The organism is Kitasatospora sp. NPDC089509 (genome assembly GCF_044749365.1).
GTDB lineage: Bacteria > Actinomycetota > Actinomycetes > Streptomycetales > Streptomycetaceae > Kitasatospora.
The window spans coordinates 57,696-78,940 of the sequence record NZ_JBIVHS010000026.1; the positions used below are offsets into that span (position 1 = coordinate 57,696).

Sequence of the window (21,245 nt, forward strand, 5' to 3'; positions counted from 1 at the left end):
GAGGGTCATGACGAACGACTCCGAATCCCACGACCTTGAATCCCAGCGGGCGACGGTCCTCGGCGACGAGGCCGAGGAAGCCGTCGCCGTCCCGCGCTCGCGGATCCCCGAGCTGCTGCACGCCGCGGTCGAGTCCGTCGGCGGCGTCGAGCGCCCCGGCCAGCTGCGAATGGCCGAGGCCGTCGCCGACGCCGTCGACCACGCCGAGCACCTGCTCGTCCAGGCCGGCACCGGCACCGGCAAGTCCCTCGCCTACCTGGTGCCCGCGCTCGCCCACGGCGACCGCGTGGTGGTCGCCACCGCCACCCTGGCGCTGCAACGCCAGCTGGTGGAGCGGGACTTGCCGCGCACGGTCGAGGCGCTGCACCCGGTGCTGCGCCGCCGCCCGCTGTACGCGATGCTCAAGGGCCGCTCCAACTACCTGTGCCTGCACCGCGCCAACGAGGGCACCCCGAGCGACGAGGGCGAGGGCCTGTTCGACCCGGTGGACGCGCTCGGCGGCCCCTCCGGCAAGCTCGGGCAGGAGGTGCTGCGGCTGCGCGACTGGGCCGACGAGACCGAGACCGGCGACCGGGACGACATGAGCCCCGGCGTCTCGGACAAGGCCTGGGCGCAGCTGTCGGTCAACTCCAAGGAGTGCCTGGGCGCGACCCGCTGCGCGTACGGGCAGGAGTGCTTCGCGGAGCAGGCGCGGGAGCGCGCCAAGCTCGCGGACGTGGTGGTCACCAACCACGCGATGCTCGCGATCGACGCGATCGAGGGCGCCCCGGTGCTGCCCGAGCACGGGCTGCTGATCGTGGACGAGGCGCACGAGCTGGTCAACCGGGTCACCGGCGCGGCCACCGCCGAGCTCACCGTCGGCGCCGTCAACCGGGCGGTGAAGCGGGCCGCCCGGCTGGCCAACGAGAAGGCCGTCGACCTGCTGCAGGCCGCCGCCGAGAACTACCACGGCCTGATGGAGACCGCCCAGCCCGGCCGGGTCGAGGAGCTGCCCGAGTACCTGGCCTACGCGGTCACCGCGATCCGGGACGCCGCCCGGCAGGTGATCAGCTCGCTCGGCGAGACCAGGGACAAGGGCCTCAGCGACGAGGACGCTGTGCGCAAGCAGGCGATGGCCTCGGCCGAGACCGTGCACGAGACCGCCGAGCGGCTGCTGGAGGACTCCGAGTACGACGTGATCTGGATCGAGCGCAGCGACCGCTACGGGCTGGGCACCGCCTCGCTGCGGGTCGCGCCGCTGAGCGTGTCCGGGCTGCTGCGCGAGGGCCTGTACAAGGAGCGCTCGGTCGTGCTCACCTCGGCCACGCTCAAGCTCGGTGGGGACTTCAACGGGGTGGCCGGCTCGCTGGGCCTGCCCAAGGAGACCAGGCTGCCGGACGGGCGCACGCCCGGCGACAACCCGGAGTCCGGTTCCGGCTCCGGCTCCGGCTCCGGGCTCGGCGAGGAGGCCGTGCCGTACTGGCGGGGGATCGACGTCGGCTCGCCGTTCAAGTACCCCAAGCAGGGCATCCTGTACGTCGCCAAGCACCTCGCCGACCCCGGGCGCGATCCCGAACGGCCGGACATGCTGGACGAGTTGGCCGAGCTGATCGGCGCGGCCGGCGGGCGGACGCTGGGTCTGTTCTCCTCGATGCGCGGCGCCCAGACCGCCGCCGAGGCGATGCGGGAGCGGCTGGACCACCGGATCCTGCTCCAGGGGGAGGACACCCTGGGCGAGTTGATCCGCGAGTTCGCCTCGGACGCCACCACCTGCCTGTTCGGCACGCTCTCGCTCTGGCAGGGCGTGGACGTGCCCGGTTCGGCCTGCCAGCTGGTGGTGATGGACCGGATCCCGTTCCCGCGGCCGGACGACCCGCTGATGAGCGCCCGCCAGAAGGACGTCGAACAGCACGGCGGGAACGGCTTCATGGCGGTCGCGGCGACGCACGCGGCGCTGCTGATGGCACAGGGCGCGGGCCGGCTGGTGCGCGCGGCGGACGACCGGGGCGTGGTCGCGGTGCTGGATCCGCGGGTGGAGACCAAGCGGTACGGGGGCTTCTTCCGGTCCTCGATGCCGGACTTCTGGTACACCACGGACCGCAACCAGGTGCGCCGCTCGCTGGCGGCGATCGACGCCTCGGCGTCGCCGGTGCGGCCGGTGGTGAAGCGGGGCTGAGTCGCCGCCCGGGCGGGGCCGAGGCGCTGCCCGGGAACGCCGGAGGGGCTCCCCGCTGTCGCGGTGGAGCCCCTCTCCGGTGGTGCGGGCGGCGGTGGGTGCGGCCTGGACGCGCTGCGGAGGCCGCGCGACGGCCTCCGGCGGCCCTCGGGGTCAGAGCCGGCGCAGGACCGCGACGACCTTGCCCAGGATGGTGGCGTTGTCGCCGTTGATCGGCTCGTACGCCGGGTTGTGCGGCATCAGCCAGATCCGGCCGTCCTCGCGCTTGAGCCGCTTGACGGTGGCCTCGCCGTCGATCATCGCGGCCACGATGTCGCCGTTCTCGGCGACCGGCTGGCGGCGCACCGTGACCCAGTCGCCGTCGCAGATGGCCGCCTCGATCATCGAGTCGCCGCGCACGGTCAGGGCGAACAGTTCGCCCTCGCCGACCAGCTGGCGGGGGAGCGGGAAGACGTCCTCGACCGTCTGCTCGGCCAGGATCGGGCCGCCGGCGGCGATCCGGCCGACCAGCGGCACGTAGGAGGTGGAGGGGCGCCCGGCCGTCTCGGCGGTGTTGGGGCGGGCCACCTCGACGCCGCGGACCTCGTAGGCGCGCGGGCGGTGCGGGTCCCGGCGGAGGAAGCCCTTGCGCTCCAGGGCCATCAGCTGGTGCGCGACCGAGGAGGTGCTGGACAGGCCCACGGCCTGGCCGATCTCGCGCATGGACGGCGGGTAGCCCCGGCGCTGGACGGAGTCCCGGATGACCTCGATCACCCGGCGCTGGCGCTCGGTGAGGCCGGCCTCGTCGGTCCGGATGCCGGGGGGGCGGCCGGGCATCGAGCGGGCCGGGGAGGGGTGGGAGTCGTCCATCGTGGGGGAGTGCTCGATCGGCTGGTCGGGGACGCGGCCGGCGGTGGAGACGGCCGGGCCGGAGAGGCGGTGGTCTTCGCTACGGTCCATGCTGATGTCCACGCTCTGCTGATTCGTGGTGCGCTGCCCCACCTTGAACTGGGAGTGTTCCTGCACCGGGATGGTGTTGGTTTCGATGGTGTTCACGGCGGCCCCTCTCGACGGCTGTCCTCTCCCTTTTCCAGCCCAACGCACCTCCTATCGAAAGGTTGCGCCAAACACACGTTCGAGTGAATTATTCGGGAGTTGGCTGACTCGATCAAGGCTTTGTTGTACATCGAGTAAATGTTCGACCGGATGTCGACCCCGGAAGTCTAATCGGCACCGACACGCCAGGGGTGTCACCTCCCCCTGAGGCCTAGATGTAGTGGCTAGAGTCCTCGTCGTGCCCAGTACTAGTGGTCGCGCCCCATGATCGGCTTGCCGAGGCGGGGGGCGCATCGCATAGACTCGACAAGTCCGCACGTCCTGCCAGGGAGGGATCCCGAGGTGCACTGCCCGTTCTGCCGGCACTCCGACAGCCGCGTTGTCGACAGCCGGACCACCGAGGACGGCAGCTGCATTCGCCGGCGTCGTCAGTGCCCGGACTGTGGCCGCCGTTTCACCACCGTGGAGACGGCCGCGCTCATGGTCGTCAAGCGCAGCGGCGTCACCGAACCCTTCTCCCGGCAGAAGGTCATCACCGGGGTCCGCAAGGCCTGCCAGGGCCGCCCGGTCACCGAGGACGCCCTCGCCCAGCTCGGCCAGCGGGTCGAGGAGTGCGTGCGCGCCAGCGGCAGTGCCGAGCTGACCACCCACGACGTGGGGCTGGCCATACTCGGCCCGCTCAAGGAGCTCGACGTGGTCGCCTACCTGCGCTTCGCCAGCGTGTACCAGGCGTACGACGGACTTGAGGACTTCGAGGCCGCCATCGCGGAACTCCGCGCCGAGCGACCCGACCCCGAGGCGGACGGCACCTGCGTGCCCGTCGCCGCCGCCGCGCCCTAGGAGGCGCGCCCGGGCCCCGAGGGCCCACCGCACCGAGACACCACCACACGCAGAGGCCCCCCTCGGGCCTTCCGCGCCACAGCGGCCCCGCGTGGGCCCCCGCGTGCCCGGAATCCGGGCACAGAACACCACAAACCGTGCGAAAGCGGGCGGGGTCTCCGCCTGCCCGCACACCGGAAGAACGAACCAGCGGTGCCCGGACTTTTCAGGGCACTTCGGGCGTTTGCCCAGGAGGAGGAGAGAAGTGACAGACACCACGAGCGGTTCCGCACGCGGGTCGAAGTCCGAGAAGGCCGCGGCCAAGGGCGCCAAGGCGCCGAAGGGCGGCCTCCGGATGGAGCGCATCCACACCACCCCTGGCGTGCACCCGTACGACGCGGTCCGCTGGGAGCGGCGCGACGTCGTCATGACCAACTGGCGCGACGGCTCGATCAACTTCGAGCAGCGCGGCGTCGAGTTCCCCGACTTCTGGTCGGTCAACGCCGTCAACATCGTCACGTCCAAGTACTTCCGCGGCGCCGTCGGCACCCCCCAGCGCGAGTGGAGCCTCAAGCAGATCATCGACCGCGTGGTGCTCACCTACCGCGCGGCCGGCGAGAAGCACGGCTACTTCGCCGGCCAGGACGACGCCGAGATCTTCGAGCACGAGCTGACCCACGCCCTCCTCCACCAGGTGTTCAGCTTCAACTCGCCGGTCTGGTTCAACGTCGGCACCAAGCAGCCCCAGCAGGTCAGCGCCTGCTTCATCCTGTCCGTCGACGACTCCATGGAGTCGATCCTCGACTGGTACAAGGAAGAGGGCATGATCTTCAAGGGCGGCTCCGGCGCCGGCCTCAACCTCTCCCGCATCCGCTCCTCCAAGGAGCTGCTGTCCTCCGGCGGCAACGCCTCCGGCCCGGTCTCCTTCATGCGCGGCGCCGACGCCTCGGCCGGCACCATCAAGTCCGGCGGCGCCACCCGCCGCGCGGCCAAGATGGTCGTGCTCGACGTCGACCACCCCGACGTCGAGGCCTTCATCGAGACCAAGGTGAAGGAGGAGGAGAAGATCCGCGCCCTGCGCGACGCGGGCTTCGACATGGACCTCGGCGGCGACGACATCACGTCCGTCCAGTACCAGAACGCCAACAACTCGGTCCGCGTCAACGACGAATTCATGACCGCCGTCGAGAACGGCACCGAATTCGGCCTGCGCGCCCGGATGACCGGCGAGGTCATCGAGACCGTCGACGCCAAGAAGCTGTTCCGCAAGATGGCCGAGGCCGCCTGGGCCTGCGCCGACCCCGGCATCCAGTACGACTCGACCATCAACCACTGGCACACCTGCCCCGAGTCCGGCCGCATCAACGCGTCCAACCCGTGCTCGGAGTACATGCACCTGGACAACTCCAGCTGCAACCTCGCCTCGCTGAACCTGATGAAGTTCCTCCGCGACGACGACTCCTTCGACGCGGAGCGCTTCGCCAAGGTCGTCGAGCTGGTCATCACCGCGATGGACATCTCCATCTGCTTCGCCGACTTCCCCACCGAGAAGATCGGCGAGACCACCCGCGCCTACCGCCAGCTCGGCATCGGCTACGCCAACCTCGGCGCCCTGCTGATGGCCACCGGCCACGCCTACGACAGCGAGGGCGGCCGCGCCCTGGCCGGCGCCATCACCTCGCTGATGACCGGCACCGCCTACCGCCGCGGCGCCGAACTCGCCGGCGTGGTCGGCCCGTACGACGGCTACGCCCGCAACGCGGCCGCCCACCGGCAGGTCATGAAGCAGCACGCCGACGCCTCGCTGGACGCCGTCACCTTCGACGACCTGGACGCCCCGGTCTGGCTCGCGGCCAACAAGTCCTGGCAGGACGTGCTGCGCGTCGGCGCCCAGAACGGCTTCCGCAACGCCCAGGCCTCGGTGCTCGCCCCGACCGGCACCATCGGCCTGATGATGGACTGCGACACCACCGGCGTCGAGCCCGACCTCGCCCTGGTCAAGTTCAAGAAGCTGGTCGGCGGCGGCTCGATGCAGATCGTCAACGGCACCGTCCCGCGTGCCCTCAAGCGCCTCGGCTACCAGGACGAGCAGATCGAGGCGATCGTCGCCCACATCGCCGAGCAGGGCAACGTGGTGGACGCGCCCGGCCTGAAGGCCGAGCACTACGAGGTGTTCGACTGCGCGATGGGCGAGCGCTCCATCTCCCCGATGGGCCACGTGCGGATGATGGCGGCGATCCAGCCGTGGATCTCCGGTGCCATCTCCAAGACCGTGAACATGCCCGTCGCGGCGACCGTCGAGGACGTCGAGGAGATCTACTTCGAGGCGTGGAAGATGGGCGTCAAGGCGCTCGCCATCTACCGCGAAAACTCGAAGGTCGGCCAGCCGCTCTCGGCCAAGAAGAAGGACTCCGAGGCCAAGGCCGAGGAGGCCCCGGCCGCCGTGGTCGAGAAGGTCGTCGAGTACCGCCCGGTCCGCAAGCGCCTGCCCAAGGGCCGTCCCGGCATCACCACCTCCTTCACGGTCGGCGGCGCCGAGGGCTACATGACCGCCAACTCCTACCCGGACGACGGCCTCGGCGAGGTCTTCCTGAAGATGTCCAAGCAGGGCTCGACCCTCGCGGGCATGATGGACGCCTTCTCCATCGCCGTCTCGGTCGGCCTGCAGTACGGCGTGCCGCTGGAGACCTACGTCTCCAAGTTCACCAACATGCGCTTCGAGCCGGCCGGTCTGACCGACGACCCGGACGTGCGGATGGCCCAGTCGATCGTCGACTACATCTTCCGCCGCCTGGCGCTGGACTTCCTGCCGTTCGAGACCCGCTCGGCGCTGGGCATCCACTCCGTCGAGGAGCGCACCCGGCACCTGGAGACCGGCTCCTACGAGCCGCTGGAGGCCGAGGAGCTCGACACCGAGTCGCTCGCCCAGTCCGCCCCGGTCGCCGCCGCGAAGCCGGCGCCCGCCCCGGCGGCCGTCGAGGCCCCCAAGGCGGCCCCGAAGCAGGCCCACAACTCCACGGAGCTGATGGAGATCCAGCTCGGCCTCAACGCCGACGCGCCGCTCTGCTTCTCCTGCGGCACCAAGATGCGCCGCGCCGGCAGCTGCTACCTCTGCGAGGGCTGCGGCTCCACCAGCGGCTGCAGCTGACGATCCGCTGTTCACCGCCTGAGGTGAATCCCTGAGCGGGGCGAGGACTTCACGGTCCTCGCCCCGCTCTGCTGCGTTCGGGGACCTGCCGATGTCACGAACGCGGGTGCTGTCCGGTCCGTAGGGGGACGGGGTCTTCCGGGAGGAGTGGTGCGGTGATGGTCGGGACGGTGCTGGTGACCGGGGCGACGGGGACGTTGGGGCGGGAGGTGGTGCGGCTGCTGGTGGCGCGCGGGGTGGCGGTGCGGGGGTTGAGCCGGCGGGCGCGGGCGGCGGGAGACGGGGTCGAGTGGGTGGTGGGCGACCTGGTGACCGGGGCGGGGCTGGCGGAGGCGCTCGCCGGGGTGGGGACGGTGGTGGACTGCGCGACCACGCAGGGGAAGCAGGACGTGGCGGCGGTCGGGCGGCTGGTGGCGGAGGCCCGGCGGGCCGGGGTGGGGCACCTGGTGTACGTGTCGATCGTGGGGATCGACCGGGTGCCGCTCGCGTACTACCAGGCGAAGCTCGGCTGCGAGCGGGTGGTGCGGGAGTCCGGGCTGGGGTGGACGGTGCTGCGGGCGACGCAGTTCCACGACCTGGTGCTGAAGGCCTTCGACCTGAGCGCGCGGCTGCCGGTGTTCCCGGTGGTGAGCGGGGCCCGGATCCAGCCGGTGGAGGTGCGGGAGGTGGCGGCGCGGGTCGCCGACCTGGTGGGGCGGGAGCCGGCCGGGTTCGCGCCGGAGGTGGCCGGGCCGCGGGTGCGGTCGTACCGGGAGCTGGCCGAGGCGTACCTGCGGGCGGCGGGTCGGCGGCGGGTGCTGGTGCCGCTGCCGCTGCCGGGCGCGTTGGGGCGGGCGTTGCGGGCGGGTGGGCTCACGGCGCCGGAGCGGGCGGTGGGGGAGGGGAGCTTCGAGCAGGCCTTGGCGCGACGGTTCGGGTGAGCGGCCCGGCCGTTCCGTCGTCGCGCGCGTTTCCCGCCGCTCGTTCCCGCTGGGCGTTTCCCGCCGCGGGATTGTCAACCAGGGTTGACAAGCCCGTCGGTGTCAACCATGGTTGACACCATGAGCGAGAGCGGAGAGCTCGCGGCCGCCGCGAGCAGTCGTGACCCCGCCGTGGGGCTCCGGGCGGTCCGCGCCCTGCGGGACCTGGCGGACCGTCTGGAGGCCCTGCAGGTGGGCAACGCCCGGTCGCAGGGCTGGTCCTGGCAGGACATCGCGGTCTGTCTCGGGGTGACCAGGCAGGCGGTGCACAAGAAGCACGCACGACGGGGGCCCGGCAAGGGCGAGGACGGAGGCTGAGCGATGTTCGAACGATTCACCCGCGGAGCCCGGCGGGCTGTGGTGATCGCGCAGGAGGAGGCGAGGCAGCTGGGGCACGACCGGGTCGGCTCCGAGCACCTCCTGCTGGGGATCCTGGAGCAGCCGGAGGACCCGGCCCTCGCCGTGCTGGCGGAGGCCGGGCTGGACCAGGAGGCCGCGCGGCAGGCCGTGCGCCGCCTGCGGGGGAAGGGGGACCAGCAGGTCCTGGCCACGATCGGGGTCGACCTCGACGCGGTGCGGGCGGCGGTCGAGGCGGCCTTCGGCGAGGGCGCGCTGGACGACCCGCCGGAGGAGGAGCGGAAGCGCTGGGGCCGGTTCCGCTCCGGCGGTTCCGTGGGCGGGCACATCCCGTTCTCGCCCCCGGCGAAGAAGACACTGGAGCTGTCCCTGCGGGAGGCGCTGCGGCTGAAGTCCAAGGAGATCGCCGTGGGGCACCTGCTGCTCGGGTTGCTCCGTGAGGGGGAGGGGCTCGGGGTGCTGGTGATCGCCGACCACGGGCTGGATCCGTCGGCCGTACGGCGGGCGGTGGAGGCCGAACTGGCCTGAACCGCGAGGTCGGGCGGGCGTGGGACGGGGGCAGGCCGGCCGGCGGGCCCAAGCGGAAAGGGTCGCCGTGCGGTGTACTCGGCGTGAATGAAGGAGATTGACCGTCAACTAGCGGGTTGAGGCCAATGTCTGAATCGATATGATCGGCCGAAAGCGTGAACCGATCAGCCGCCCGGAGGCGTTTCGCGACGCCACCGGGCGGTCTGGTATGCGCCCGACCAGCTGTCGGCGGCCGCAACCGTCGCCGACCCGCCGCCCGCGCTGCCGCCCGCCGACGTTGCCGAGGACCGCCCCGATGAGAGAAGCCACCAGCCCCGACGGTCGGCCGCGCCGTCGACCCGCGCCACGCACCGCCGCCCTGACCGCGGCCGCCGTCCTGCTGGCGCTGGTCGCCGCGCCGGTCGGCATCGGCCAGGCCCTGGGCGCCCACCAGCCGCTCACCGCCGTCGCGGTGGCGGCGGTCGCCGTGCTCTGGCTGATCCTGGTCGGCCTGGCCGCGAGCGGCGCCGAACGCTCCCGCCGGCTGACCGAGGACCTGGCCGCCCAGCACGAGGAGACCCGGGCCGCGCTGGTCATCGCCGGCAGCGCCCGGCAGGCCGAGACGGCCGCCCTGGACCGGGCCGCCGCGGCGTTCGCCGAGCGGGACGCCGCCCGCGCCGAGCAGGCCCGGTTCGAGACCGACCTCACCGCCGCGCACGCCGAGCTGGCCCGGCTGCGCGCCGAGCTCGACACCGAGCGGGCCGGGGCCGAGGCGGAGCGGGAGCGGTCCGCCGCCGAGCGGGCCGAGCTGGACCGGATCCCCGAGGGCGTCCTGCCCGAGGTGGTGAAGAAGTTGCGCGGGGGCGCGGCCGTGGACAGCGCGCTGGCCGCTCACCGCAAGCACCCCCAGTACGCGCTGCTGCGCGCGGTCGGCGAGGAGATCGGCCGCGGCGAGCGGCTGCGGGCCGCCGCGCTGGCGGTCTGCGCGACCGCCGCCGGCCGGGTCCAGGCACTGGCCACGAGCATGCACGCCGAACTGCGCGAGATGCAGCACCGGCACGACGAGGAGGTCCTCGGCGACCTGCTGCGCCTGGACCACTCGACCGCCCAGGCGGGCCGGATGGCCGACGGCATCGCGGTGCTCACCGGTGCCCGCTCCGGCCGCCGCTGGGCCAAGCCGATCGCGGTCGAGTCGGTGCTGCGCGGCGCGCTCGGCCGGATCGGCGCCTACCAGCGCGTCCGGCTGCACAACGCCAGCACCGCCGCGGTGGCCGGCTTCGCGGCCGAGGGCGTGATGCACGCGCTGGCCGAACTGCTGGACAACGCCACCAACTTCTCCGCCCCGCCGGCCGAGGTGCACGTCTACGTCGAGGAGGTGCCGGCCGGTCTGGCGGTCACCGTCGAGGACAGCGGGCTGGGCCTGAGCGACAGTTGGCTGCGTCGGGCCGAACGGGCCGTCTCCGCCGAGCCGTTGGACCTCGCCACGCTGTCCGCCGGTACCCGGCTCGGCCTCGCGGTGGTCGGCGTGCTGGCGCGCAAGCACGGGCTGCAGATCTCCTTCCGGCCGTCGGCGCGCGGTGGCACCGGGGTGGTGATGCTGATCCCGCAGCAGCTGGTCACCCACGCGGCCGTGGCGCCCGCCGTGGCTCCCGAGCCCGCTTCCGTCCGGGCTTCCGCGCCCGTCGTGGAGTCCGTGCGCCCGGCGCTCACCCCCGCCCGCCCGGCGCCCGCCTCCCTGCCGCCCGCGCCGCCCGCGCCGAGCGCGACCGCCGTACCGGGCGCCTCCGGCACTCCCCGCACGCCCGGTGTGACCGGTGCCCCCACCGTCCCCGCCCAGACCCCGCCGGTGCCCGCCCGGATGACCGACAGCGGCCTGCCGCAGCGCCGTCGCGGGCAGACGCTGACCACCACCGCCGTGGCGGCCCCGGCCGCGAAGCCCGTACGGACCGACGCGGCGCGCGCCGCCGCCCGGTTCGGCGCCTTCCGCACGGCCGCCCAGCCGGCCCTGCCCGCGCCCGGGGCGACGCCGACCCCGGCCACGGCCCCCGACACCACGCCCGACGCTTCCCCCGTCACCGAGAAGGACTCCTGATGAGCAGCGCCACCGAACGCGACCTCGACTGGCTGTTGGAAAACCTGCTGGCGGCAACCCCCGGCACCCGGCACGCCCTGGTGCTGTCCGCCGACGGCCTCAAGCTCTGCCACACCGCCGGGCTGAGCGCCGACCAGGCCGACCAGCTGTCCGCGATCGCCTCCGGGCTGCAGAGCCTGGCGCACGGCGCCTCGATCGAGTTCGGGGACGGCACCGGCGGCGTGCGGCAGTCGATGACCGAGTTCCACGGCGGCATCCTGTGCATCGTGGCGGCCGGTGAGGGCGCGCACCTCGCGGTGGTCACCGACGACGACGCGGACGTGGGCGTGGTCGGCCACAACATGCACGGCCTGATCGAGCAGATCGGCATCCACCTCAGCGCGCCCGCCCGGGCCGCGGCAGCCGAGCCCGGGGCGGAAGCGGAAGCGGAGGCGGAAGCGGAGGCGGACGCCGTCGGGGCCGCCGGGCGAGGGAGCGCCGGGATATGACCGCCGGGCCGGCGCTGCCGGGCCGCGACGACGGCCCGGACCGCCTCTACACCATCACCGGGGGCCGCAGCCGTTCCCCGGAGAACGCCTTCGACCTGGTCACCCTGATCGTCGCGGAGCGGCAGCCGGCGCCGGGGATGCAGTCGGAGCACGCCCGGATCCTGCGGATGTGCGAGGCCCCGATCGCCGTCGTGGAGGTGGCGGCGGAGCTCTCGCTGCCGGTCTCGGTGGTGAAGATCCTGCTCGGCGACCTGCTGGAGTCCGGCGCGGTCACCGCCCGCCACCCCAGGTTCGCGCCGAACAAGGCCCGGCTGCCCGACCTCGACACGCTGAAGCAGGTGCTGCATGGCCTCCAACGGCTCTGACCTCCGGGACGCCCGACCCGCGGCGCGCACCCCGCTGCGGGCGACCGCCGACAACGCGCTGAAGATCGTCGTGGTCGGCGGCTTCGGGGTGGGCAAGACCACCCTGGTCGGTTCGGTCAGCGAGATCCGCCCGCTGAACACCGAGGAGGTGATGACCCGGGCGGGGGAGGGCATCGACCCGGCCGGCAGCTGGGGCAAGCGCTCCACCACGGTCGCCTTCGACTTCGGCCGGATCACGCTGTCCGAGCGGCAGGTGCTCTACCTGTTCGGCGCGCCCGGGCAGGAGCGTTTCTGGTTCCTCTGGGACCGGCTGTTCAGCGGCGCCCTGGGAGCGGTCGTCCTGGTGGACACCCGGCGGCTGGAGGAGTCCTGGTACGCGATCGACCGGCTGGAGCACCACGGCACGCCGTTCATCGTCGCCCGGAACAACTTCGGCGAGCCCGGTCACACCCTGGAGCAGGTCCGGGAGGCCCTGGACCTGCCGCCGGAGGTGCCGATGGTGGACTGCGACGCCCGTGACCGGGAGTCCGGCAAGCGGGTGCTGATCGCACTGGTCCACCACCTGGCCGCCCTCGCCGGGGCCGGGCCCGAGGCGCTGGCCGGGATCGATCCGCCGGCCGGCCCCGCCGTCCCCGCCGAGGCCGTGCCCGCCGCCCCCGTCGAGGCCCCCGACGCGATCTACGAGGAGAGCACCCCGTGACCGAGCCCGCCGTCACCCCGCCCCCGGGCTGCCCGGCGCACGCCGGCGCCACGCCGTTGTACGGGCCGCGCTTCCAGACCGACCCGGCCCAGCTCTACCGCGAGCTGCGCGCCGCGCACGGCCCGGTCGCCCCGGTCGAGCTGGCCGGCGGTGTGCCCGCCTGGCTGGTCATCGGCTACCGGGAGCTGCAGCAGGTCACCGGCCAGCCGCAGCTGTTCGGCCGGGACTCCAGCCGCTGGCACGCCTGGGAGACCCTGCCCGCCGACTGGCCGCTGAAGCCGATGATGGCCCCGGTGCCGTCGATCCTCTACGCCGAGGGCGAGGCGCACGTCCGTCGGTCCCGGGCGGTCACCGACGCGCTGGCCGGGATCGATCCGTACGAGCTGCGCAAGCACGCCGAGGAGATCGCCGACGGGCTGATCGACGAGTTCGCCGGGCGCGGTGAGGCGGACCTGGTCGCCGAGTACGCGCACCGGATGCCGCTGCTGGTGCTGTGCCGGGTGCTGGGCCTGGACGAGGAGCAGGCGCCGCAGCTGATCACGGCGCTGCTGGCGATGCTGGACGGCGGCGCGGACGCCCCGGCCGGCGCCCAGCGGCTGCTGGAGCTGATGCTCGCGCTGGTCGAGGAGAAGACCGAGCACCCGGGGGCCGACGTGGCCTCGCGGATGCTGGCGCACCCGGCGGAGCTGACCCGGGACGAGGTGATGCGCGACCTGCGGGTGCTGCTGATCGCCGGTCACCAGCCCAGTTCGTACTGGATCTCCAACGCGCTGCGGCTGATGCTGACCGACGAGCGGTTCGCCGCCTCGCTGGCCGGTGGGCGGCGCAGCATCAGTCAGGCGCTCAACGAGGCGCTCTGGGAGGACACCCCGACCCAGATCTTCGCCGGCCGTTGGGCGGTGCGGGACACCCAGCTCGGCGGTCAGCGGATCGCCGAGGGGGACATGCTGCTGCTCGGCTTCGCCGGGGCCAACGCGGACCCGGCGGTGCGGGAGGCCGACGGCCGTCCGGCGGAGGGGAACCGGGCGCACATGAGCTACTCGTACGGTGAGCACGGCTGTCCGTTCCCGGCGCAGGAGACGGCGGAGGTGATCGCCACCACGGCGATCGAGGTGCTGTTGGACCGGCTGCCGGACCTGCGGTTGGCGGTGGCCGAGCACGCGCTGGTGTGGCGGCCCTCGGCCTGGGTGCGTGGGCTGGTCGCGCTGCCGGTCGCGTTCACCCCGGGCTACTAGGGCGACCAGGGCCTGTCCTCGGACTCCCGTCGGCCGCCCGCCTGCGGGGGTTCGAGGTGTTCCAGGAGCGTTCCACGAGCGTTCCACGGGGCCTCGACGAGCGCTCCGCGTCGAGAGTCGGCGCATTGTTCGCGGTGGACGTCTTGCGGATCCAGGCCGGGCCAGCCAAGATCCACAGGACGTGCACAATCGTTCTAAGTTCCGTAATTCGCAAGAGAGTTGACGCCGATGACCGCTGCCCCGGCTCCGATCGCCCTCGACCCGCTGGCCCGTGACAACGCCGCCGAGGGCGCCCTGCTGCGGGCTGCCGGCCCGGCGGTGCCGGTCGTGCTGCCCGGCGGGGTCGCCGCCTGGGCGGTCACCCGGCACGCGGCCGCGCGCGACCTGCTCACCGACGCCCGGCTGGTGAAGGACGCCCGGCACTGGGCGGCCTACCAGCGCGGCGAGGTGCCGAAGACCTGGCCGCTGATCGGCCTGGCGGTGCCCGGTCCGAGCATGGTGACCACCGACGGCGCCGAACACCGCCGACTGCGCGCGCTGGTCGCCCAGGCCTTCACGCCGCGCCGGGTCGAGCTGATGCGCCCGCGGGTGGCGGAGATCACCAGTGCGCTGCTGGACGCCCTGGCGGCGGGGGAGCCGGAGGTCGACCTGAAGTCGGCCTTCGCCTTCCCGCTGCCGATGACGGTGATCTGCTCGCTGCTGGGCGTCCCGGAGTCCGACCACGCCCTGCTGCGCGACCTGTACGAGCGGTTCTTCGGCGTCAAGCCGGACCCGGCGGGCATCCAGGCGACCGTGGCCGGGCTGAACGCCTTCGTCAACGGCCTGGTGGCGCAGCGCCGTTCGGAACCGGGTGAGGACCTGGCGAGCGTGCTGCTGGCGGCGGACACCGAGGGCGGGGCGCTCACCGACGCGGAGGCGGCGGCCACCCTGCGGGTGATCATCGCGGCCGGCCACGAGACCACGGTCAACCTGATCTGCAACGCGGTCCGGGCGCTGCTGGCGCACCCGGACCAGCTGGCGCTGGTGCGGGCGGGCGAGGTGTCCTGGGACGCGGTGGTCGAGGAGTCGCTCCGCTGGACGCCGCCGACCAGCAACTTCCTGTTCCGCTTCGCCGCCGAGGACATCGCGGTCGACGAGGTGGTGATCCCGGCGGGTGAGCCGGTGCTGGTCTCGTACAACGCGATCGGCCGGGACCCGCTGCAGCACGGGGTGACGGCGGAGCTGTTCGACGTCACCCGGGACCCGAGCCGCCACCTGTCCTTCGGCCACGGTCCGCACGTCTGCCCGGGCTCGCCGCTGGCCCGGCTGGAGGCGGCGGTCGCGCTGCCGGCCCTGTTCGAGCGCTTCCCCGGCCTGTCGCCGGCGGTGCCGGACGGGGAGCTGCGGCCGAGCCCCTCGCTGGTGGTGAACAGCCTGTTGGAGCTGCCCGTCCGGCTCTGGTGACCCCCTTCCCGACCGTGCGTCGGGGTGCGGCCCCGTCCGGTTCCCGGGCGGGGCTGTGGCGTTCCCGGCGGGTGGCCGTGGCGTTTCAGGCCGGTCGTCGCGGCGTTCCCGGCCGGTGGCCGCCGGTTTCGGAGGCGTCCGTCGGGGCACCGGTACGGGAAGGTCGACCATGGACCTTGGCGGCGGCGGAAGGCTGCGTTAACGTCGTCGAACCGGTTCGGCCACCTGCTCGTCCAGCGATCCCGTACGCCCATCTCCGGTACAGCGCAATGTCGTTCAGCCCACCCGAGGCAGCCCGTCCGAGGCAGCACGCCCTGGCGAGGAGGACCGCATTGACCCTCAACCCGACCGCGCCGTCCACGAGTTCCCGCCGTCGACTGGTGGCCGTACCCGCCCTGCTGGCGGCGCTGGCCCTGACCGCGGCCTGCTCGAACAGCTCCGGCGGTTCGGGCGGTGGCGGCGGCGCGGCCCAGACGCTGACCGGCGACTGTGCCAAGTACCAGCCGTACGCGGGGCATTCGGGCACCACCGTGACGATGTTCGCCTCCATCCTCAGCCCGGAGTCGGACAACCTGGAGAAGTCCTGGGCCGAGTTCGGCAAGTGCACCGGGATCAAGATCAGCTACGAGGGCTCCAACGACTTCGAGTCCCAGCTGCCGGTCCGGGTGGCCGGCGGCAACGCCCCGGACTTCGCGATCATCCCGCAGCCGGGCCTGCTGGCGCAGATGGTCAAGAGCGGCAAGGTGGTCAAGCCGCCCGCGCAGACCGTCGCCAACCAGGACAAGTGGAGCCCGGTCTGGAAGACCTACGGCTCGGTCGACGGCACCTTCTACGCCGCGCCGATGAGCGCCAACATGAAGTCGCTGGTCTGGTACTCGCCGAAGACCTTCCAGGCGGCCGGCTACGAGGTGCCGAAGACCTGGGCCGACCTGATGGCGCTCAGCGACCGGATCGCCAAGGCCGGCGGCGCCAAGCCCTGGTGCGGCGGCATCGCCTCCGGCACGGCCACCGGCTGGCCGGCCACCGACTGGCTGGAGGAGGTGGTGCTGGGCACGTACGGCGGTGACGTGTACGACCAGTGGGTCGGCCACCAGGTGAAGTTCTCCGACCAGAAGATCACCGCGGCGATGCAGACCGTCGCCGGCTGGATGCTCAACCCGGCCTGGGTCAACGGCGGTTACGGCGACGTCAAGTCGATCGCCACCACCACCTTCCAGGACGCGGGCGCGCCGATCCTCACCGGCAAGTGCGCGATGCTCCAGCAGGCCTCGTTCTACGAGGCGCAGTGGCCCAAGGGCACCAAGGTCGCTCCCGACGGCGACGTCTTCGCCTTCCACCTGCCCGCCGTCAACCCGGCGATCGCCAACCCGGTCGAGGGCGGCGGAGAGTTCCTGGCCGCCTTCTCCGGCCGGCCCGAGGTGCAGGCGGTGCAGAACTACCTGTCCAGCTCGGACTGGGCGAGCAGCCGGGTGAAGACCGCGAGCGGCTGGGTCTCGGCCAACCAGGGCGTGGACAAGAGCCTCTACACCGACCCGATCGACAAGCTCTCGGCGGAGGCGCTGACCGACCCGAGCGCGACCTTCCGGTTCGACGCCTCCGACATGATGCCGGCCGCGGTCGGCTCCGGGCAGGAGTGGAAGTCGCTGACCGCCTGGTTCGCCGAGGGGCAGTCGATCCAGAAGGTCGCCGGCGACATCGACGCCGCCTGGCCGAAGTAGTCCGCCGCCCAGGGGACTCGGGGACCACCTGTCGAGGGCGGTGCGGGGCCACCCACCCGCACCGCCCGCCCCTTCCGCCCCCGCTTCCCCGCCTCCGCTTCCCTGCCTTCGCTTCCCCGCCTCCGTTTCCCCGCTTCCGCTTCCCCGTCTTCGCATCCCACCGGACGAACCGAAGGGACGTGCAGTCATGTCCGTATCCGGCTCCCCGCCGGCCGCCGCCTCCCTGGCCGTCGGCTCCTGGGGCGACGCGGCGGTCAAGTTCGGCAACAGCCTCGGCGCGATCGCGGGCTTCCTCGGCATCTTGCTGGTGGTCTTCCTGGTGGCCGGCCGGGCCCGGGGCCGACTGGCCCGACCGCTGGCCGTCCTGGTGTTCCTCGGCCCGGCCGTGGTGCTGCTGGTGGTCGGCCTGGTGGCGCCGCTGATCCGCACGGTCTACCTGAGCCTGCACAGCGCGGACGGCAGCGCCTTCGTCGGCGGGGAGAACTTCGGCTGGGCCTTCACCACCGACTCGGTGCGCCAGGTGCTGCTCACCACCCTGCTGTGGCTGGTGGTCGCCCCGCTGGCGGCGACCGGTCTCGGCCTGGTGCTGGCGCTGCTGGTGGACCGGATGCGCGGCCAGGCGGTGTACAAGTCGCTGATCTTCATGCCGATGGCGATCTCGCTGGTCGGCGCCTCGATCATCTTCAAGTTCGTCTACGAGGCCCGCGGGAAGGACCAGCAGCAGATCGGCCTGCTCAGCCAACTCGCCCACGCGGTGGGCTGGTCGGACCCGCCGAACTGGCTGCTCAGCCAGCCGCTGAACACCTTCCTGCTGATGGCCGTGATGGTCTGGGTGCAGACCGGCTTCGCGATGGTGGTGCTGTCGGCGGCGATCAAGGCGATCCCGGACGAGGTGGTGGAGGCGGCCCGGCTGGACGGCGCGACCGGCGTGCGACTGTTCTGGCACGTCACCGTGCCGATGATCCGTACGACGGTGATGGTCGTCCTGACCACCGTCATGATCATCACGCTGAAGGCCTTCGACATCGTCCGCACCATGACCGGCGGCAACTTCGGCACCCAGGTGCTGGCCAACGAGATGTACTCGCAGTCCTTCGTGCAGTTCAACGACGGGCGGGGCGGCGCCCTCGCGGTCCTGCTGTTCCTCGCGGTGCTGCCGTTGGTGGCCTACAACATCGTCCAGCTGCGCAGGGAGCGTGAGGTGCGGTGAGTGATGCGGTGACCGCCCGTCGGGGCAATCCGGTGCGGAAGGCCTTCAGCAGCCCGCTGGCCTCGGTGTTCGTGATCGCGATGACGGTGCTCTGGACGATCCCGACCCTCGGCCTGCTGGTGACCTCGCTGCGGCCCAAGCAGGACGTCACCACCGACGGCTGGTGGAACGCCCTGCTGCACCCGGACTTCGGCCTCGGCAACTACCACGCGGTGCTGTTCGAGGGCGGCTCCGGTGGCTCTACCGGCCTGATGCCCTTCCTGGTGAACTCGCTGGCGATCAGCATCCCGGCCACCCTCTTCCCGCTGGTGCTCGCGGCGATGGCGGCGTACGCGCTGGCCTGGGTGCGGTTCCGGGGGAGCGACACGGTGTTCTTCACCGTCTTCGCGCTCCAGGTGGTGCCGCTCCAGATGGCGCTGATCCCGCTGCTGCGACTGTTCTCCAGCGGCGCGCACCTGGGTTCGCTGACGCTGATCCCGGCGCTGGACCTGAAGGGCAGCTACGCGCCGGTCTGGCTGGCGCACACCATGTTCGCGATGCCGCTGGCGGTCTTCCTGCTGCACAACTTCATCGCCCAGCTGCCGCGGGACCTGATGGAGGCGGCGGTGGTGGACGGCGCCTCGCACTTCAAGATCTTCCGCTCGATCGTGCTGCCGCTGTGCGCCCCGGCGCTGGCCTCGTTCGCGATCTTCCAGTTCCTGTGGGTCTGGAACGACCTGCTGGTCGCCCTCACCTTCGCGGGCGGGACACCGGAGGTGGCGCCGATGACGGTCCGGCTGGCGCAGCTGTCCGGTTCACTCGGCGGGCGCTGGGAGCTGCTGACGGCCGGGGCCTTCCTGTCGATCATCGTGCCGCTGATCGTCTTCTTCAGCCTGCAGCGGTACTTCGTCCGCGGACTGCTGGCGGGGTCGGTGAAGGGTTAGGAGGGGAGGGCGGATGGCCGGATGATCTGAACGCGTTCAGAACTAACTTTTGAACCTGTTCAGAATCGTCTACAGTCGGCTGCGGCAGCGGCGTCGAGCGCGCCCGCCGCGGACCGCCCGGAGGGCGGCTTCCGCCTGCCCGCCGACCACCGAGGGGTACTCATGCCCGGCCCGTCCACGCCTGCCCCGACCGATCCGCAGCCCACGTCCGGCCCGCAGTCGCCGTCCGGGCCGCAGCCCACGTCCGGCCCGCAGTCGCCGTCCGGCGAGGGAGTGCCGTTCGGCCAAGGCATGCCCTTCGACCCGAACCGGCCCGGCAGCCCCTATCGGTCCGGTGATCCGTACCAGCCCGGTGACCTGTACCGGCCCGGCGGCCCCTACTGGCCCGGGGCCGCGCCCCGCCCGCCGCGGGAGTCCGGGCCGTCGGCCGGGGAGTGGCTGCGCGCCACCGACCCCGAGCGGAGGGCGGCGGCCACGCCCCGGGTCCTCCTGCCCGCCCTGCTCGCCGGCCTGCTGACGGCCTGGCTGCTGTACGGCGGCGTGGGGGCCAACCTGCTGATCTGCGCCGCCGCCACCGCCGTCGCGGCCGGTCTGACGGCCCGCGCGGCCGGCCGCCGGATCCGGCCCTGGACGGCCGTCTGGAGCCTGCTGGCCCTCGTCCTGCTCGCCGTCCCGGCCTGCTGGGACGCGGGCTGGCCCGCCCTGCTGGCCGCCGCCGGCGCGCTCGGCCTGGCCTCGCTCGCCCTGCACGGCGGCCGCCGCTGGCCGGGGGTGCTGTTCGCGCTGCCCGCGCTCCTGTGGCAGGTGGTGCCGGGGGTGGACTGGCTCTGGGACGGCCTGCGGGGGCGGGCGCTGCCCGGTCGGGGCCGGATCGTGCCGGTGCTCAAGGCGATCGCGGTCGCGGCCGTCCTGCTGACCGTCTTCGGTCTGCTGTTCGCCAGCGCCGACGCCGCCATGGCGGACCTGCTGGCCGGGCTGACCCCCAGTCTCGACATCGGGCAACTGCCGCTGCGGACGCTGTTGTTCGCCGCCGGGGTGGTCACCGCGCTGGGCTTCGCGCGGATCGGGGCCGGTCCGCGCCGCTGGGACCGTCTGGCGGTCCGCCCGGGGCGGGAGCGGCGCCGGCTGGAGTGGGCGCTGCCACTGATCGCGCTCGACCTGATGTTCGGTGCCTTCGCGGTGATCCAGGCCGTGGTGGTGCTCGGCGGCGCGGACGCCGTGCTGAGCAGCACCGGGATGAGCCGTTCCGCGTACGCCCGGCAGGGCTTCTGGCAGCTGAGCGTGATCACCGTGCTGACCCTGGTCGTGGTGGCCGTCGCCCACCGCTGGGCCCCGCGCACCACGCCCGGCGACCGTCGGATCGCGCGGATCCTGCTCGGACTGCTCTGTCTGCTCGCGCTGGTCGTGGTCGCCTCGGCGCTCGGCCGGATGTGGTTCTACGTGGACGCCTCCGGGCTCACCAGGCTGCGACTGTGGGTGCTGGTGGTCGAGATCTGGCTGGGCGTCGTCTTCCTGCTGCTGATCACCGCCGGACTCACCCGCGGTGGTGCCGGCTGGCTGCCCCGGGCGGTCGTCCTCAGCGGCATGCTGACCGTCGCGGTGTACGGGCTGATGGGGCCGGACGCGATGATCGCGGAGCAGAACGTGGCCCGGTTCGAGCGCTCGCACCGGATCGACCTGCGCAACGTCCGTGAGCTCTCGGCCGACGCGGTCCCCGCCCTGGACCGGCTCCCCGAGCCGAAGCGGTCCTGTGCGCTGCAGTTGATCCGGCGTGAGCTGGATCGGGACACCAGGCCCTGGTACGCGGCCGGCGGCTCGGTGTCCGAGGCCCGGCGGGTCCTGGCGGACCGGCCGCTGGTGGAGGTGCCGGTGTCGGGGCGGGGGCCCTGCGAGCGGGCCGGATTGGTGTCGGGGTCGAGCTGGTAGCGGTGGCACCGGTCAGGGTGGCGGCTGGAGTGGGGTGGCTCCGGGGCGGCCCGGGTGGGCGGCTGCCGGGGGCGGGGTGGGAAAGCGGTCGGGGCCGGCCGGGGGGGGGGGGGCCGCGCCCCGGCCCCCCCGCGGGGCGGGGGGGGGGGGGTGGTGGTGTTCACA

17 protein-coding genes are annotated in these 21,245 nt (G+C 72.9%); 16 read left to right on the forward strand and 1 reads right to left on the reverse strand.

Features of this window, described 5'->3' with window-relative positions; all coding sequences use genetic code 11:
* The first annotated feature begins 7 nt into the window (after positions 1-7).
* Entirely contained in the window at positions 8-2,155 is a 2,148-nt protein-coding gene (locus ACIP4P_RS36450; RefSeq protein WP_400926059.1) for an ATP-dependent DNA helicase, read from the forward strand.
* A gap of 153 nt (positions 2,156-2,308) precedes the next feature.
* Here the strand turns inward: ACIP4P_RS36450 and lexA are convergent, their stop codons facing one another.
* The gene (gene lexA, locus ACIP4P_RS36455) at positions 2,309-3,004 is read right to left on the reverse strand and encodes a transcriptional repressor LexA (protein WP_400926217.1); all 696 of its coding nucleotides are present in this window, start codon (positions 3,002-3,004) and stop codon (positions 2,309-2,311) included.
* A gap of 528 nt (positions 3,005-3,532) precedes the next feature.
* Between lexA and nrdR the strand changes: the two genes are divergently transcribed.
* The 15 genes from nrdR (at position 3,533) to ACIP4P_RS36530 (ending at position 21,080) form a co-directional block, all read left to right on the forward strand.
* Positions 3,533-4,030: a transcriptional regulator NrdR gene (nrdR, locus tag ACIP4P_RS36460; protein ID WP_350513673.1), complete on the forward strand. Its 498-nt coding sequence runs from the start codon at positions 3,533-3,535 to the stop codon at positions 4,028-4,030.
* A gap of 244 nt (positions 4,031-4,274) precedes the next feature.
* Positions 4,275-7,157: a vitamin B12-dependent ribonucleotide reductase gene (locus ACIP4P_RS36465; RefSeq protein WP_350513674.1), complete on the forward strand. Its 2,883-nt coding sequence runs from the start codon at positions 4,275-4,277 to the stop codon at positions 7,155-7,157.
* A gap of 158 nt (positions 7,158-7,315) precedes the next feature.
* Positions 7,316-8,077, forward strand: a complete 762-nt coding sequence (locus tag ACIP4P_RS36470) for an SDR family oxidoreductase (RefSeq protein ID WP_400926220.1) — start codon at positions 7,316-7,318, stop codon at positions 8,075-8,077.
* A gap of 120 nt (positions 8,078-8,197) precedes the next feature.
* Entirely contained in the window at positions 8,198-8,434 is a 237-nt protein-coding gene (locus ACIP4P_RS36475) for an RNA polymerase subunit sigma-70 (protein WP_350513675.1), read from the forward strand.
* A gap of 3 nt (positions 8,435-8,437) precedes the next feature.
* Complete coding sequence (locus ACIP4P_RS36480) at positions 8,438-9,001, forward strand: Clp protease N-terminal domain-containing protein (protein WP_400926063.1); 564 nt, start codon at positions 8,438-8,440, stop codon at positions 8,999-9,001.
* A 295-nt stretch (positions 9,002-9,296) separates the two neighbouring features.
* Positions 9,297-11,072, forward strand: a complete 1,776-nt coding sequence (locus tag ACIP4P_RS36485) for an ATP-binding protein (RefSeq protein WP_400926066.1) — start codon at positions 9,297-9,299, stop codon at positions 11,070-11,072.
* Positions 11,072-11,560 (forward strand): roadblock/LC7 domain-containing protein, encoded by a 489-nt coding sequence (locus ACIP4P_RS36490; protein WP_400926069.1) that lies wholly within the window; start codon positions 11,072-11,074, stop codon positions 11,558-11,560. Before ACIP4P_RS36485 ends, ACIP4P_RS36490 begins: the two co-directional genes overlap by 1 nt.
* Positions 11,557-11,925 carry a DUF742 domain-containing protein gene (locus ACIP4P_RS36495; protein WP_400926072.1) on the forward strand — a complete coding sequence of 123 codons (369 nt, stop codon included), beginning with the start codon at positions 11,557-11,559 and terminating at the stop codon, positions 11,923-11,925. Before ACIP4P_RS36490 ends, ACIP4P_RS36495 begins: the two co-directional genes overlap by 4 nt.
* Entirely contained in the window at positions 11,906-12,625 is a 720-nt protein-coding gene (locus ACIP4P_RS36500; RefSeq protein WP_400926075.1) for a GTP-binding protein, read from the forward strand. The genes ACIP4P_RS36495 and ACIP4P_RS36500 overlap by 20 nt, the downstream gene beginning before the upstream one ends.
* Positions 12,622-13,860: a cytochrome P450 gene (locus tag ACIP4P_RS36505; RefSeq protein WP_400926078.1), complete on the forward strand. Its 1,239-nt coding sequence runs from the start codon at positions 12,622-12,624 to the stop codon at positions 13,858-13,860. Before ACIP4P_RS36500 ends, ACIP4P_RS36505 begins: the two co-directional genes overlap by 4 nt.
* Positions 13,861-14,088: 228 nt before the next feature.
* A complete protein-coding gene (locus ACIP4P_RS36510) occupies positions 14,089-15,303 on the forward strand; it encodes a cytochrome P450 (protein ID WP_400926081.1) in 1,215 nt (404 codons plus the stop codon).
* A gap of 332 nt (positions 15,304-15,635) precedes the next feature.
* Entirely contained in the window at positions 15,636-17,021 is a 1,386-nt protein-coding gene (locus tag ACIP4P_RS36515; protein ID WP_400926084.1) for an ABC transporter substrate-binding protein, read from the forward strand.
* Positions 17,022-17,208: 187 nt separating this feature from the next.
* Complete coding sequence (locus ACIP4P_RS36520; protein WP_400926087.1) at positions 17,209-18,231, forward strand: carbohydrate ABC transporter permease; 1,023 nt, start codon at positions 17,209-17,211, stop codon at positions 18,229-18,231.
* Positions 18,228-19,154 carry a carbohydrate ABC transporter permease gene (locus ACIP4P_RS36525; RefSeq protein WP_350513684.1) on the forward strand — a complete coding sequence of 309 codons (927 nt, stop codon included), beginning with the start codon at positions 18,228-18,230 and terminating at the stop codon, positions 19,152-19,154. Before ACIP4P_RS36520 ends, ACIP4P_RS36525 begins: the two co-directional genes overlap by 4 nt.
* A gap of 162 nt (positions 19,155-19,316) precedes the next feature.
* Positions 19,317-21,080, forward strand: coding sequence for a DUF4153 domain-containing protein (locus tag ACIP4P_RS36530; RefSeq protein WP_400926091.1), 1,764 nt, complete (start codon positions 19,317-19,319; stop codon positions 21,078-21,080).
* The last annotated feature ends 165 nt before the right edge of the window (positions 21,081-21,245 follow it).